Raw genomic sequence first — 14,610 nt, 5'->3', positions numbered from 1 at the left:
ATGAGGTGAACGTTTTAAGCCGTCTCGGCCATCAATTCGCGGCCGATCAGCATGCGGCGGACCTCCGAGGTGCCGGCACCGATCTCGTAGAGTTTTGCATCGCGCCAGAGACGCCCCACGGGAAATTCGCTGGTGTAGCCGACGCCGCCGAGCGCCTGGATCGCCTCGCCGGCCATCCACGTCGCCTTCTCCGCGGAATACAGGATCGCGGCAGCAGCATCCTTGCGCAAACTGCGCGCATGGTCGGCGCGGTCGCAGGCCTTGCCCACCGCATAGACATAGGCGCGCGTCGCCTGCCAGGTCGCATACATGTCGGCGAGCTTGCCCTGCATCAGCTGGAAATCACCGATCGGCTGGCCGAACTGCTTGCGCTCGTGCATGTAGGGCACCACCGCGTCCATGCAGGCCGCCATGATGCCGAGCGGGCCGCCCGACAGCACCGCGCGCTCGTAGTCGAGGCCGGACATCAGCACCTTGACGCCCTCACCCACCTTGCCCATCACGTTCTCCTCCGGCACCTCGCAATCGTCGAAGAACAAAGGATAGGTGTTGGAGCCGCGCATGCCGAGCTTGTCGAGATGCTGGCCGTGGGTGAAGCCCTTGAAGCCCTTTTCGATGAGGAACGCGGTCATGCCGCGCGGGCCGGCCTCCGGATCGGTCTTGGCATAGACCACCAGCACGTCGGCATCGCCGCCATTGGTGATCCACATCTTGGAGCCGTTGAGGACGTAGCGGTCGCCGCGCTTGTCGGCGCGCAGCTTCATCGAGACCACGTCGGAACCGGCGCCCGGCTCGGACATCGCGAGCGCGCCGACATAGTCGCCGGAGATCAGCTTCGGCAGATAGCGCTGGCGCTGCGCGTCGTTGCCGTTGCGGCGGATCTGGTTGACGCAGAGGTTGGAATGGGCGCCGTAGGACAGGCCCACGGCTGCGGAGCCGCGCGAAATCTCCTCCATGGCGACGATGTGGGCGAGATAGCCCATGCTCGAGCCGCCATATTGCTCCGGCGCGGTCATGCCGAGCAGGCCGAGGTCGCCGAAGCGCTTCCACAGGTCGGCCGGGAACAGATTGGCCTTCTCGATCTCGGCGGCCCGCGGCGTGATCTCCGCGTCGACAAAGGCGCGCAGCGTGTCGCGCAGCAGGCTGATGTCTTCGCCCAGATCGAAATCGATGCTCGGGATATTCAAGGCGAGTCCTCCGTATTTTGGGGACCGAACCTAGCGGGGTCGAGGTCCTCTTGCGGTCGAAAAGGTTGCATTTTCCGCCAAACTTGGCGAGGATTTTCGCATGCCCTTTCAAGCCGCAACGGCGATCCCGCGCCGCGCCGTCACCCCTGCCGCCTTTGTCCGCGGCGTGGTTGCCGCCTACGCGCGATACGGACTGGACCCGGCCGAAGCCCTCCAGCGGGGTCAGGTAGCGCCAGAGCTTGTCAATTCTCGGGATGGGCGGGTCACGGCCGCCCAGTTCGAGGCCCTGGCCGGCCATGCCATGCGTGAGCTCGACGACGAGGCGCTGGGCTGGTTCTCGCGGCGCCTGCCCTTCGGCACCTACGGCATGCTGTGCCGCGCCTCGATCACGGCGCCCACGCTGGAGGTCGCGCTCAAGCGCTGGTGCCGGCATCATCGCCTGCTCACCGAGGACGTGCTGCTCGATCTCGAGGTGGGCGAAGAGACCGCGATGGTCTCCATCCGGGAACTGCGCGATCTCGGCGCTTTTCGCGAATTCTGCCTGGTCACACTGCTCCGCTACGTGCTCGGCTTCTCCTGCTGGGCCGTCGATTCAAAGATCGCGCTGCGCGCGGCGGAATTCCCTTACCCCGAACCCGGCCATGTCTCGGTCTATCCGACCATCTTTTGCCGGACCATCCGCTTCGATGCGGACGGCGCCCGCATCATCTTCGACAAGCATTATCTCTCGCTGCCGCTCACGCGCAGCGCCGCCGATCTCGACAACATGCTCAAGGGCGCGCTGCGGCTGACCGTGCTGCCCTATCGGCGCGACCGCCTGCTGGTCGAGCGTGTCCGCCGCGTGCTGCGCAATGCGCGCGGACGCAGCCTCGGGGCCGAGGACGTCGCAAGCGAGCTTGCGCTCTCAACCCGCACCATGCATCGTCGCCTGCGCGAGGAATCCACCTCGCTGCGCGACCTCAAGGAAGAGGCAAAATTCGAGCTGGCCAAGCAGGAGCTGATGCGCGGCCGCACGCCGATCAAGCGGATCGCCGAGATTGCCGGCTTCCGCAACGAGAAGAGCTTCTCCCGCGCCTTCCGCAGCTGGACCGGCGCGAGCCCGCGCGAGTTCCGCGACAGGTATCGCTGAGGCGCGCAGGCCTCACGCCGCCGTCTTGATGTCCGGACCGGTCAGCGACTTGACGGCATCTTCGAGCGCCTTGGCGTTGTCGGTCAGCTCCTGCTCGGATCGCTTCATCATCTGCGCGACACGCGCGCAGCTCCGCGACAGAAACTCGATGTTGAGCAGCCGCATGCCCTTGAGGGCCGTACGGTAACGTTCGACGTCCGAACCGACCAGGCCGGGCCGAATGACGGTCTTTCCGTCGCTCGACAGCCCCAGCGACTTGTACATCTCGCGCGCCAGGATCGGCCAGTAGTCCAGCAGACGCGACATCTTCTCGCTTTCGACGTCGTCGAATGCCGCCAGAAAGTCTTCCGTGCTGATATTGCCGCGCGTCTTCGACTCGACCGTGAGATCCTCAATGACGCGTGGGATCTGCTGGATCCTGCGCTCGCGCTCGTCGGACGACTGCGCGTCGAAATCGGCAGGGAATTTCTGGATGATCTCGGACCTGAACCGGTAGCCCATGCGAATGGCGGTCAATAGCGAGAGCTGCTTGCTCGACAGCCCGGTCAGCGGTCCGCCGACCTCCTCGATCGCCAGGAATTCGCAGCGATAATCGCCATCGCCCTGGACACGCGCTCGGTGCAGCAGGGTCCGGTAGCGCCGGCCGCCGCGCCCGATCAGCACGGCCTGCGGCGCGACGAACTCGTTCTCGCGCGCCGCAAGCAGTATCTGCGCGGTTTCCTCGAGCCATTTGTACACGAAGTTCAGCTTTCCACTTTCCGTATTTGCCAGCTTCTGGACCTTGCACCAGGGTACGGATCGCGCCTGGATGGTGAAGAGATCGCCGAGCACATTGTCGTCGCCGGTGAACTGGGCCGCAGGCGGAATCTTCCCCTGGGCGAGTTCGGCGTCGGACGCCACGAAATGCACGCGCGGATAACCGTCGAACTCGCGGATCTCGCCGAACAGACTGCTATCCAGCTTGGCGACCAGCCCGCGCAATTCGTTGGCATCTACGTCGAGGGCGTTCCTCTCGAAAATGCCGATCAGCTCCTTGATGAGCTGATCCTTGCTCGTCAGCATCTGCAGATGGCTGAGCGGACCCGGCGGGTTCACGTTCGGGCGGATCAGGCAGAAGATCCGTCGATCGGCGACGGCCGGTTCTGCGGCGGCAAAATATCCGGCTTCATAGAAGCACCAGGACCAGTCCTCATAAGGCGCGCCGTAAAGCAGAAACAGGCTTTGCGCCGTCCGTAGATGATGCTCAATCAAGGGCCGCCATTCATTGCCGCGCGGAATGTCCTCCGAAATGAAGACATCGATTTGTCCATGCGAAGCGGTCTCGATGACCTTCTTCATCGCACGGGCGATCCGGCTGTATTCGAACCGGTGGCTGATGAAAATCGGGTTGGGAGCCATGACGCGCTTCCCCTTGTTACAATTCGGCCCTGTCCACAATTCGGGTGACCTCCGGGAAGCATGGACCCGCGCGGAGCGTCGCTCTGTGAGGGAGTTCACACGACCACGTCTAATTTTTGGGCCGAGATACTTACCCTCCTCCATGGCACGAGGTGTCGGGCGTGCGTTCAGGTGGGCGATAGCGAATGCGACGAAGAGACAAAGTTCGAGCTCATCAGGCAGGAGTGTATGCGCGGCCAGGGGTCAATCACTGCATCGCGGAGATCGCCAGCTTCCGCACTGCAACCGGAGCCCACCAACACACGCTTTGCGGGAGGCGCCATCGACTGGTTGTGCGCCGACTTCCATCTCGGGATTTCCGTTGTACTGTGGCGTTAGTGCAGCCGTCATTGGCAGGGGGAACCTGTGGCAAACGTTTTGCGCATTTTCATCTCCTCGCCAGGGGACGTCATTCCCGAAAGGCGACGCGTCGCCCTCATTATAGAGAAGCTGGCCAAGGACTACGCGCGTTACTTTTCCATCGAAGTGGTCCTGTGGGAGGTCGAGCCGATGCTCGCCAACCAGCACTTTCAGGACAACATAACGCCACCCAGCGTGACCGACATTTTCGTCTTGATCGTGTGGTCTCGTCTCGGAACCGAGCTGCCGCACGAAACTGAGAAACGGAAATACGAGGGCATCGGAGGCCGCTTTCCCGTCACTGGGACGGAATGGGAGTTCGAGGATGCGGTAGCCGCACAGAGGAAAAATGGAGTGCCCGATCTCCTGGCCTACCGGAAGCAGGCAGATCCGACCGTCTCGCTGAAAGACAGGAACGCCAAAGCCGCGGCAGAACAGCAGTGGGACAAGCTCAACGAGTTCTGGGAACGCTGGTTCGTCGACAAAGGAGTATTCAAAGGCGCCTTTCGCGAATTCATCGATCTCGAGGACTTCGATGACAAGATCGAAAGCGATTTGAGAGCCCTCATCGAGCATCGTATCCAGGCCTCGACGGACGAGAAGAGCGCCTCGGAGCGAACCTGGCATTCCGGTAGTCCGTTTCGGGGGCTGGATGGTTACCGCTTTGAACACGCACCGATCTTCTTCGGCCGCAATACCGCGACCAAGGCCGCGATCGAGCAATTGACCGGCCACGCCGAGGATGGCCGGGCGTTCCTGCTCATTCTGGGCGCGAGCGGTGCCGGCAAATCGTCCCTTGCGCAAGCCGGTGTCTTGCCTGCGCTGGTCGGCCGCGGAATTGTTCCGGGCGTAGGGTTATGGCGACGTGCGGTCATGCGCCCCGGGAGCCCCGGGGGCCCGTTCTCCGCTCTCGCAGAGGCTCTCACTGCCGATCACGCGATTCCCGAACTCCTGACGCTCAGGCAAGGCCCTGCAGAGCTGGGGCAACATCTCCGGGCCTCGACAGATAACCCCGCTTTCCTGCTGGCCGCAACGCTCGACAAGATTGAGGAAGCTGCCCGGTCGCGCAACGACTTGCTGCAAACCGAGGTCGCACGACTGGCCATCGTGGTGGATCAGTTGGAGGAGCTTTTCACGGCCGGTGAAATCACTGCTGAGGACCGCATTGCCTTTGTTGATTGTCTCGATGGCCTTGCAAAATCGGGGCGCGTGCTCGTGATCGCAACCATGCGTAGTGACTATTGGCATCGTGCCGCAGATACGCCCCGCCTGATCGAGATGGCGTTCGGTAGTCGACGACTCGATTTGCTTCCTCCGAGTCAGGACGAGATCATAGAAATCATCCGTCAACCGGCTAACGCAGCTGGAGTCGATTTTGAAGCCGATCCAGGTGGTATCAGGCTCGATGCGATGCTCGCGAAAGAGGCCTCGACCGAGCCGGGTGCCCTGCCACTGCTCTCGTTCTTGCTCGATGAGCTATACAAGACCGACATCGAGAATGAAGGCCGCTCGCTGCTGACATATTCCTCGATGATGAAACTTGGCGGCCTGACGGGTGCAATCGCCACGCGGGCGGAAGAGGTCTTTTCAAAATGGCCAGAGGACATGAAGGCTGCCCTGCCCAGAGTGCTGCGCACTTTGGTCACCATTGGCGGCGCGGAGGCGATGCCGACCGCGCGCGCGGCTCCGATATCGCGGTTTCCAGATGGCAGCTCTGCGCGCAAGGTCGTCGATGCCCTCCTGCACGAGAAGGTGCGTCTCCTCGTTGCCGAGGGCGACGGACAAGTTGCACGCGTTCGCGTCTCGCATGAAGCCCTGATTACTCATTGGAAGACGGCGCACGACCACATTGCGAGAGATCGCCGATATTTTCAGCTTCGCGCTCATCTGGAGCAGGCCGCCGCTCTATGGCGCGGCTCAAACGACGATAGCCGCCTGTTGGGCGAGGGTACGCCCCTGACCGAAGCTGAACAGCTGTTGGCGAGCTATACCGACGAACTCAGCGAGGACGTCACGGAGTTCATTCAGGCATCGCGGAAAAAGTGGAGCGGCCAGCAGCAAACGGTTGTATTGGTCAAGCGCGATTTGCGTCTCGACCTTTTTATGGGTCTCGCGCTGCTCCTCCTATCTTTGGGTAGTTTTCGATTAGAACTCCAAAACCGAATCGGCCTGAGCAACCCGGGCTTTAGTGGAGCCATAGAGGTCTTCGTGTTCATCTCGGGTTACACGATGGCCTCGGCGTATTATCCAGTAATCCGCAATCACGGCCTGAGGGCGGTGGTTCGACTGATCCTCACGCGCGCGGGCCAGGCTTACGTTGCCTACGTTTTTCTCTTCGCGATTTATGTTGCGACGGTGAGCTACCTCGCCTTACGCTTTGGCGACGCGGACATGATAGACGAATTCAACGTGGCAGGCATGGTCGACAATGCCGCAGAAACAATCCGCCAAGCCCTGAATCTCAAGTTCCAGCCGATCGATGCAGAGCCACTGGCTCTGTACATTGTTCTGCTCCCCCTCTTCCCCATTTTTCTCTGGTTGCTATATCGTCTTCCGACAATTGCCCTCGCGGCCTCGATCATTGTCTATCTTCTCTCCCAAGTTCTTGATTGGAATCTGCAAGCATACCCGGCTGGGAAATGGCCTTTGAACCCCTTTGCTTGGCAATTCCTCTTCGGATTTGGTGCATGGTGCGGGTTTGGGGGGACCGACAGAATCGCACTCTTCTTGCGCTCCAAAACCGCGATTGCGATTTCGATCGCCTATCTATGCGGTCTGGCACTCTTTCGCGGCTATCTTACTTATCTCAGTCAATCGACGGAACTCGCTTTCTTGACCGATAAGACCAACCTTGGCGTACTGCGTCTGATGCAATTTGTTGCGTTCGCAATTTTGGCCGCGCGTTTCATTCCGCGCAGCTGGGCCAGTCGGAACAATATCTTGTTGCGCCCTATCATTCTATGCGGACAACGGCCGCTGGAAGTTCTCTGTCTCGGGATTTTTCTGTCGATCGTCGCTCGCTTCGAAGTGTCAATGTCGTCCGGTAGCCTGGGGGCTCAGCTTTTCGTAAGCGTTGCATGCGTTGCACTGATGATCGGCTTTTCCGCATTGCTCCGGTCGGACGACACTCAGCACGTTTCGATCGTACGGACCGCAAAACCGAGAGCTGCGGAAAAATAGCTGGAGCTTGGACATTGCCTCGCCGCGCGTTGCCGACGCTTGCCGCTGCAATTTGGCGGAAAGATGCCGTTGACGCTCGACGCCCACGCGTTCGGCCCCCGAGATAACCGCTCGGAGGCCGCACAACCTCAACCCGGTTTCGAACTCTGCGTCAATTGGAGTTGGTCTGGCCGCCCGAGCGGAGCTTGGCGCGCGACTGCGAGTGCTTCGGCTGGTAGGCGAGAGAATCGTTCGTGCTCTTCGCACCGCTCTGCGCACACACGCCACCGATACCGCCGGCGGCGGCGCGGCAGGCCTCCATCGTCGCATAGCCGCAGCCGTGAGCAGCCTGCGCGCCGTTGGTGATGCAGTATTCTTCCGCCTTCGCGGTCGGCGCCGTCAGCACCAGAAATGCAGACGCAAACAGCGTCGCGGCGGAGACCGCGAACGTCTTCGAAATCGAGCTCATGTTGTCTTGTCCTGCTTGAGGAGTCCCACGTAAGAGCCCTCGACGTGCGATGCGCGCTAAGGCTCACCCCGCATGTAGGCCAACCCAGGGAACCATCAATCACGGTTCAGCGCATTGCAGGGATGTGATAATCACATTTCTCAGTTAGGTGATTTACTCATCATTATAGTGCCGATACGCTTTGCCCGCAGCTCGGCGGCGGCCGAGGATCGCCTTCCAGTTCTTCGAAATTGAACCAAATGCAATGCAGGCTGAGTCGGCGTGACCTGCTAAGGCATGATCCGGAAAAGGGCGCAGCGATTTTCCGAAAAGATCATGCTCAAACAACAACCGGAAGCGCGATGGCGATTCATCCTAATCGCATCACGCTCTATCCCGCCGGCGCTGCTGCGATGTCCTGCAACGGCAGCGGGACATCCTTGGCAACACCCAGCACCGGGAAGCTGCGGACGTTCTTCACGTCAGGCATTGCCGCGAAATGCAGCAGCTGCTGGCGCATGCTTTCGACGCTCGGCGCCACGCATTTCAGGAGATAGTCGGTGTCGCCGGAAATCCGCCAGCATTGCTGGATGCGCGGGATAGCGGCGATCGAGCCCTCGAACGCCTCCAGCACCGGCTGGGCCTGGCTGCCGAGCTGGATCGAGACGAACGAGACCACCTCATAGCCGAGCCGCCGCTCGTCGATGACGGCCCGTACCGCCCGGATCACGCCACGGCTGAACAGCGATTTCAGCCGCCGCAGGCAGTTCGGCGCCGACACGCCGACGCGCAGCGCCAGCTCGTTGTTGCGAACCCGTCCGTCGTGCTGCAGCTCGGATAAGATCTTCAGATCGACGCTGTCGAGCTGGTCCCGCCCCGCCATGCCCTACCCTCGTTATGGTCGTGTCATGCGGGGCAGCGAAGCATGGGGCGGAATTGGTGCCAAGAGGCCCCCGGCCCCTCTCCGTCATGGCCGGGCTTGTCCCGGCCATCCACGTTCTTTCAGGCGTCCAAAAACGTGGATGCCCGGACCTTCGCCTCGCCGAAGCGGCTTCGGCCGCGCCGGCGGGACAAGCCCGGGCATGACGAATTCGGCGCGCGTGGATGCAAGTTGTTAGTGCGTCCAGGGCTCGCCGCGGCGGAACGAAAAATTGTCGGCATAGGCGACCGGACGGCGGATCGAATCCTGGGGCTCGATGACCTGGTAGGCGATGCCCTTGCGCTCGCAATAGGCGACCGCCTCTTCCTTGCTGTGGAAGCGCAGCGTGATCTGCTGCTTCATGTCGCCGGACGAGGTCCAGCCCATCAGGGGCTCGACCGAGCGCGGCTGCTCGGGCTCGTAGTCCAGCTGCCATTCCTTCGTCTTGGACCGGCCGGATTGCATCGCGTTCTTGGCGGGCTTGAAAATGCGTGCGGTCATGGGTGGTCCAGGCCTCGTTTTCGTCTTTTCGTTCGATTTCGATGCGTCAGGGTGGCAGTTGGTGCAAAGCTCAGGGATAGTATAGAGACACCGGTTGGGAACTGATTGTTGATTCCGGCCCCCTGTAGCCTCTGCGACGGTATAGTCATTATGCTGCACCGTGACAATTGCGTACCCGCCTTCCGCGCCGGGATCCCGCCCGGCTGCACCGCCTCCCCGACCGCAGCCTGTCCGCCCCCTTCGAGAGCGCTCCTCGCATGGCCTTCCTGAACATCAACGCCACGCTCCCCGACAAAGGCCGTGATCTCCGGCTCGACCTGTTTCGCGGCGTCGCGAACTGGGCGATCTTCCTCGACCACATCCCCGACAATGTCGTGAACTGGATCACGACGCGCAACTACGGCTTTTCCGACGCCGCCGATCTGTTCGTCTTCATCTCCGGTTACACGGCCTCGTTCGTCTATGCGCGGATGATGCTGGACCGCGGCTTCATCGTCGGCGCCACCCGGCTGACCAAGCGGGTCTGGCAGCTCTATGTCGCCCACATCATCCTGTTCGTGATCTACATCGCCTCGATCAGCTATCTGGCGCTGCGCTTCGGCGACAGCGAGATGATCAACGAGTTCAACGTCGCCGGCCTCGTCGACAACGCCACCGAGACGCTGCGCCAGGGCCTGTTCCTCCGCTTCAAGCCGCTCAATCTCGACGTGCTGCCGCTCTACATCGTGCTGATGGGGCTGTTTCCGCCGGTGCTGTGGTTCATGCTGCGCAAGCCCGACGTCACCATGGTGCTGTCGATCGTGCTGTGGCTGACGGCGCGTCATTTCGGCTGGAATCTGAACGCCTATCCGGCCGGCCAGTGGTACTTCAACCCGTATTGCTGGCAGGTGCTGTTCGTGTTCGGTGCCTGGTGCGCGATGGGCGGCGCGCGCCGCTCGATGACACTGATCAACGCGCCGGTCACGCTCTATCTGTGCCTCGGCTACCTCTTGTTCGCGCTGGTCATGACCATGGCCGGCCGCTTCCCCGCCTTCGGCGGCATGTTCCCGGAATGGCTGTTCTCCGCCTTCAACCCGAACGACAAGACCAACCTTGCCCCCTATCGTTTCATCCACTTCGTGGTGATCGTGATCCTGGTGATCCGCTTCGTGCCCAAGGAATGGCCGGGGCTGGAATGGAAGGTGTTCGATCCCCTGATCGTCTGCGGCCAGCAGTCGCTCGCCGTGTTCTGCGTCGGCGTGTTCCTGTCCTTCGTCGGCCATTTCGAGTTGTCGATGAGCTCGGGCTCGCTGCTCGCGCAGATCTTCGTCAGCGTCGCCGGCATCGCGATCATGACGACGGTGGCCTATTACATCTCGTGGTCGAAGAAGCAGGACAAGCCGCTGAAGCCGCCGCCGGCCACGCCGGCGGCAACCGCGGCGAAGGCGGCCTGAGCCGGGGACACCTCCCCTCGGAGCGCACCGTTCGCGGCGTGCGCCGTTCGGTCGGCTCGACGGCCGTGGGCCAAGATCGATTGACCTGGGTCAACCGGGGGTGGCGCCGACCGGCCTAATGTCGTCGCGACACGCGCCGCCGCACCGATGTCGGCGGCCTCCCCTCAGACAAGGCCAAAAGCACATGCCCTCTCATTTTCACGCCGTGGTGTGGATCGACCATTCGCAGGCCCGGATCTTCCATCTCGGCCTGAGCGGCTCCGACGAAATCACGTTGCACCCGCAACTGGCGACGCGCCATCTTCATCACAAGGCCAACGCCATCGGCAGCGGCCACGCCGCCCCCGACAAGACGTTCTACGCTGAAGTGAGCAAAGCCCTCGCCGATGCCGGCGAGATCCTCATCATCGGCCCGGCGAGTGCAAAGACCGAGCTTGCCAACCACATTCGCGCGAACGCGCCCGATATCGCCAAGCGGATTGCTGCGGTGGAAGCGGCCGATCATCCCTCGGACGCCGAAATCATCGCCTACGCGAAGCGACATTTCAAACTGCCGCTGCCGCGCGTGCAGGCGCCGGGATAGGCCGGGCGATCGGCGTTCTGGCTGGGCCGGACGGCCTCAGCGACAACCCAGAGCGCGATGACGGCTCATTGCGGGCTCATCGCGCTTCAGGCCGCTTCCTCGCCGTCGAACTCGGTGAATTTCTTGTAGATCCAATCGCGGCCGTCATGACGGCGCCAGACCTTGCCGACCACGAGCTGCCCGTTGATCGAGCGGCGCGGCACGATCACCGTCCAGAGGTGCCAAATCTCGCTCCAGCTCGATTGCGGACCGGCGGTTTTGAAGTTGCGATCGAAAGACATGACGCAAAACTCGACTGATACGCGCGCTACGACGAACCGTGACCTCGTGTGAGCACGAATTGCAGGCGGCCCAGCAGGCCAGGAGCGATCTGATAACGATCGCCCAAGCGGCCGCAACTACCGCTCATCCTTAACCTAACCGGTCAACCTTACTTCTCGTGGCTTCCGACCGTAATCGGTTGAAAGAGAGCGTCGATTTTTTTAGAGTGTTCGTGATTTGAGAAGGCCACGTTGTGCGTGTGGCAATTCGATTGAGCTGACGACAGATTTTGCAATTGAATTTCGAGACGATTCGTAGGGACAACCAAAATGAATTTGCAATGTGCACGCCTGCGCCTGGCGGTGCGAATGACGCTGGTCGCAAAGACGCCGGCGCATGAGCCGCCGCAAGCCGCTAACGACAACCAGATGGTCTGGCCGTTCGTGCCGTTTCCGCCGGGCTGGCACGCTTCGGGCTGATCGGCCGGATCTGCCAAAATGACGTCCGGAACGCGCAACGCCGCACAAGCGGAATATCATCGCTTGGCGGCGTCCGTTTAGACATTGGGCGCTGAAATCCCCAACACAGATATGTCTACGGCGACAGCCAAAGGTTCGATGAAGCCTGGGAATTCTGTCCCAGTCAGGGGGCCCAAATCCTTGAAACTTCGCGGGGGTGAGGCGAGACGAGGTCCAGAACCGCCTCTCGGGACTGGTCGGGGCAGCTGGATTCGAACCAACGACCTGCAGTACCCAAAACTGCCGCGCTACCAGGCTGCGCTATACCCCGAATGTCCGGCGAGCCCCGTCGATACACGCTTCCAAAGGCGCCAGCAAGCTTACAAACTGGCGCTGGCAAGGCTGCCAATGCCCTCCCCGGCCCGCCCCTATTTGCTGCCGAACAGCGGGTGGCCGACGCGGTCGCCGGGGCGGATGCCGTATTTCTGCGCCGTTCCCGCCACCACCTCCAGCACGGCCCGGGCCGGCCCCTTGGACGAGATGATCTTGGTCGACAGCGGCTCGGTGTTCTCGGCGATGCGCAGGATGCGGCCGTTGGCGCCGATGAAGATCATGTCGAGCGAGACATAGGTGTTCTTCATCCACATCGAGATCTCCTGCTCGGGATTGAAGTCGAACAGCATGCCTTTGCCGTCCGCCAATTCCTTGCGGTACATCAGGCCGGTCTGCTTCTCCTCCTCGGTGGTCGCCATCTCCACCGAGAACACCTGCACGCCGTTCTTGGTGACGATCTCCAGGGGCTGGAAGCTGGCGGCGCCGGCGGGCGCGCCGGCGACAACACAGCCGGCGATGACGAGGATGGCGGCAAGCCAGCCCTTCAGAGCGGACCAGGCGGCCTTTCGATCAGGATTCATGGGGGACACTCGAGGCGTGGGACTGGAGGGAGTCCTTACGCAACGGTCGCCGGAAAAGCCAGAGGCGCGCCGGTCTGCCGGCGCGCCCCTATCGCTCACGATTGCGGGACTAAACGATCGCGGGTTCGGCGCCTTCAGTGCGACTGCAAGCCCGGCGATCCGGTCTCGGGATGGATCTCGGCCGCCATCATGCCCTTGGAGCCGGGCCCGAAGCGGACCAGGACGTACTGGCCGGGCCGGAGCTCGGTCATGCCGAAGCGGCGCAGCGTTTCCATGTGCACGAAGATGTCGGGCGTGCCCTCGCCGCAGGTCAGGAAGCCGAAGCCACGCAGCCGGTTGAACCATTTGACCTGGGCCCGTTCCAGCCCGCTGGTCGGGGTGACCGTGACATGGGTGCGCGGCGGCAGCATCTGCGCCGGATGGATCGCGGTCGACTCGTCCATCGAGACCACGCGGAACGCCTGGTAACCCTTGGCGCGCTGAATGCACTCGACGACGATGCGGGCGCCTTCATAGGCAGTCTGGAAGCCGTCGCGCCTAAGCACGGTAACGTGCAGGAGCACGTCCGGCCAGCCGTTGTCGGGAACGATGAAGCCGTAGCCTTTGGAAGCATCGAACCATTTGATGACGCCGTGGACCTCGACGAGATTGGCGCTGGCCTCACCGAGCCCGCTGAAAGGACTGAGCGCGCTGTCGCGCCCGGCGCCGCCGTGTTCGCCCGGCGTGATCCGCCCGGACGATACTCCCTGCCCGGGAACCCCGAGCTTCTTGGACTCAAATCCGTCCGACGACCCCATAACCCCGGACCCCACACTGCCATGCAACCCGCCACATCGGCGGCGCTCGAATCACGCGTCTTAAGAGAATGTTCTCAATTGGACGCGACGCGAATCTTTCGACTCAAAAGATAACACTCCCGGTTGCGAGGCATAGACAAAAAAGAGATTCGCCGGAACCTATGAACAGCTTGCACAGCCGCGAATCAAATTGATGCCTCAATTGCCGACAAAGGGCCCGAGCGCTTCGCCGATGTCGTGGTGGAGGACGAGGTCGGCGATGTCGTCCTGCTCGGTCGGCTCGCGATTGATGATCACCAGACGTGCACCGGCGTTCTTCGCCATCAGCGGAAAGCCCGCCGCCGGCCACACCACGAGCGAGGAACCGATCGCGAGAAAGAGGTCGCAGGCTCGCGCCAACGCGCCTGCGCGCCGCATTTCTTCGTCCGGCATCATCTGACCGAAGGAGATCGTGGCGGTTTTCACCGGCTCGTCGCAGGCGGTGCAATTGGGCGCGAGGCCGCCGTCGTCGTCGAAGCGACGCTTCACCCAGTCGAGCGGATAGGCCTGCCCACATCCGATGCAGCGCGCATAAGTGGTATTGCCGTGGAGTTCAATCACGTGCTCGGCGGCGAAGCCGGAAGCCTGGTGCAGATTGTCGATATTCTGGGTGATGACGGCGGGAACCTTGCCGGCGCGGTAGAGCGAAGCCAGCGCGCGATGGCCGCGGCCGGGCTTCGCCGCTGCAAAGATCTCTTCCATCGCAAAGCGGCGGCGCCAGGATTCATCGCGCGCTTCCTGGCTGGCGACGAATTCACCGAACTCGATCGGACGGTGGCGGGTCCAGATTCCACCCGGCGAGCGGAAGTCGGGAATGCCGCACTCTGTCGAGATGCCGGCGCCGGTGAACGGCACGATGGTCCTGGCCTCGGCGATCATGTCGCCGAGCCGTTCGACGCCGCTCTGAAGATCCGTTGCAATCAATTGCGGTCTCCGACTCGTTTCGCCTGGCATCCATAGGCACAAGCGGCAAGATTGTTGACGC

At 62.1% G+C, this 14,610-nt stretch carries 13 protein-coding genes and 1 tRNA gene; 4 read left to right on the top strand and 10 right to left on the bottom strand.

The window, feature by feature from the left end; translation table 11 throughout:
* Positions 1-14 precede the first annotated feature (14 nt).
* Entirely contained in the window at positions 15-1,187 is a 1,173-nt protein-coding gene (locus SE92_RS02995) for an isovaleryl-CoA dehydrogenase (RefSeq protein ID WP_063194398.1), read from the bottom strand.
* 100 nt (positions 1,188-1,287) lie between these two features.
* Between SE92_RS02995 and SE92_RS02990 the strand changes: the two genes are divergently transcribed.
* The gene (locus SE92_RS02990) at positions 1,288-2,316 is read left to right on the top strand and encodes an AraC family transcriptional regulator (protein ID WP_063194397.1); all 1,029 of its coding nucleotides are present in this window, start codon (positions 1,288-1,290) and stop codon (positions 2,314-2,316) included.
* Positions 2,317-2,328: 12 nt separating this feature from the next.
* On the opposite strand, the gene SE92_RS02985 is transcribed toward SE92_RS02990, so the two are convergent.
* Positions 2,329-3,714: a toll/interleukin-1 receptor domain-containing protein gene (locus tag SE92_RS02985; protein ID WP_063194396.1), complete on the bottom strand. Its 1,386-nt coding sequence runs from the start codon at positions 3,712-3,714 to the stop codon at positions 2,329-2,331.
* 405 nt (positions 3,715-4,119) lie between these two features.
* Here SE92_RS02985 and opgC point away from each other — a divergent pair, with 405 nt between their 5' ends.
* Positions 4,120-7,293 (top strand): OpgC domain-containing protein, encoded by a 3,174-nt coding sequence (opgC, locus tag SE92_RS02975; RefSeq protein WP_157095041.1) that lies wholly within the window; start codon positions 4,120-4,122, stop codon positions 7,291-7,293.
* 151 nt (positions 7,294-7,444) lie between these two features.
* Here opgC and SE92_RS02970 read toward each other — a convergent pair whose 3' ends face one another.
* From SE92_RS02970 to SE92_RS02960, 3 genes are all read right to left on the bottom strand, one after another.
* Entirely contained in the window at positions 7,445-7,741 is a 297-nt protein-coding gene (locus SE92_RS02970) for a DUF3551 domain-containing protein (protein ID WP_063194393.1), read from the bottom strand.
* A gap of 370 nt (positions 7,742-8,111) precedes the next feature.
* Positions 8,112-8,603 carry an Lrp/AsnC family transcriptional regulator gene (locus SE92_RS02965; RefSeq protein ID WP_063194392.1) on the bottom strand — a complete coding sequence of 164 codons (492 nt, stop codon included), beginning with the start codon at positions 8,601-8,603 and terminating at the stop codon, positions 8,112-8,114.
* 231 nt (positions 8,604-8,834) lie between these two features.
* Positions 8,835-9,140, bottom strand: coding sequence for an ETC complex I subunit (locus SE92_RS02960; RefSeq protein ID WP_014495449.1), 306 nt, complete (start codon positions 9,138-9,140; stop codon positions 8,835-8,837).
* 257 nt (positions 9,141-9,397) lie between these two features.
* Here SE92_RS02960 and SE92_RS02955 point away from each other — a divergent pair, with 257 nt between their 5' ends.
* A complete protein-coding gene (locus SE92_RS02955) occupies positions 9,398-10,573 on the top strand; it encodes an OpgC domain-containing protein (RefSeq protein ID WP_063194391.1) in 1,176 nt (391 codons plus the stop codon).
* A gap of 205 nt (positions 10,574-10,778) precedes the next feature.
* Positions 10,779-11,156 (top strand): translational machinery protein, encoded by a 378-nt coding sequence (locus SE92_RS02950; RefSeq protein ID WP_245324427.1) that lies wholly within the window; start codon positions 10,779-10,781, stop codon positions 11,154-11,156.
* 86 nt (positions 11,157-11,242) lie between these two features.
* On the opposite strand, the gene SE92_RS02945 is transcribed toward SE92_RS02950, so the two are convergent.
* The 5 genes from SE92_RS02945 to SE92_RS02925 form a co-directional block, all read right to left on the bottom strand.
* Entirely contained in the window at positions 11,243-11,437 is a 195-nt protein-coding gene (locus SE92_RS02945; RefSeq protein WP_018323121.1) for a hypothetical protein, read from the bottom strand.
* A 692-nt stretch (positions 11,438-12,129) separates the two neighbouring features.
* A tRNA-Pro gene (locus SE92_RS02940) sits at positions 12,130-12,206 on the bottom strand.
* Between the two features lie 97 nt (positions 12,207-12,303).
* A complete protein-coding gene (locus tag SE92_RS02935) occupies positions 12,304-12,789 on the bottom strand; it encodes a DUF192 domain-containing protein (protein ID WP_063194389.1) in 486 nt (161 codons plus the stop codon).
* Between the two features lie 134 nt (positions 12,790-12,923).
* Entirely contained in the window at positions 12,924-13,586 is a 663-nt protein-coding gene (locus tag SE92_RS02930) for a cold-shock protein (RefSeq protein ID WP_063194388.1), read from the bottom strand.
* A gap of 198 nt (positions 13,587-13,784) precedes the next feature.
* On the bottom strand, positions 13,785-14,549 hold the full coding sequence (locus SE92_RS02925) for an SIR2 family NAD-dependent protein deacylase (protein ID WP_063194387.1): 765 nt from the start codon (positions 14,547-14,549) through the stop codon (positions 13,785-13,787).
* Positions 14,550-14,610: the final 61 nt, after the last annotated feature.

Origin of the sequence: Bradyrhizobium sp. AT1 (assembly GCF_001590795.1) — a bacterium.
GTDB lineage: Bacteria > Pseudomonadota > Alphaproteobacteria > Rhizobiales > Xanthobacteraceae > Bradyrhizobium.
This window is presented reverse-complemented; position numbering and strand designations above follow the sequence as displayed.

Coding starts and splice junctions, on each gene's coding strand:
- SE92_RS02930 (WP_063194388.1), bottom strand. CDS start 13,586: ATGGGGTCGTCGGACGGATTTGAGTCCAAGAAGCTCGGGGTTCCCGGG.
- SE92_RS02945 (WP_018323121.1), bottom strand. CDS start 11,437: ATGTCTTTCGATCGCAACTTCAAAACCGCCGGTCCGCAATCGAGCTGG.
- SE92_RS02985 (WP_063194396.1), bottom strand. CDS start 3,714: ATGGCTCCCAACCCGATTTTCATCAGCCACCGGTTCGAATACAGCCGG.
- SE92_RS02960 (WP_014495449.1), bottom strand. CDS start 9,140: ATGACCGCACGCATTTTCAAGCCCGCCAAGAACGCGATGCAATCCGGC.
- SE92_RS02955 (WP_063194391.1), top strand. CDS start 9,398: ATGGCCTTCCTGAACATCAACGCCACGCTCCCCGACAAAGGCCGTGAT.
- SE92_RS02935 (WP_063194389.1), bottom strand. CDS start 12,789: ATGAATCCTGATCGAAAGGCCGCCTGGTCCGCTCTGAAGGGCTGGCTT.
- SE92_RS02970 (WP_063194393.1), bottom strand. CDS start 7,741: ATGAGCTCGATTTCGAAGACGTTCGCGGTCTCCGCCGCGACGCTGTTT.
- SE92_RS02965 (WP_063194392.1), bottom strand. CDS start 8,603: ATGGCGGGGCGGGACCAGCTCGACAGCGTCGATCTGAAGATCTTATCC.
- SE92_RS02990 (WP_063194397.1), top strand. CDS start 1,288: ATGCCCTTTCAAGCCGCAACGGCGATCCCGCGCCGCGCCGTCACCCCT.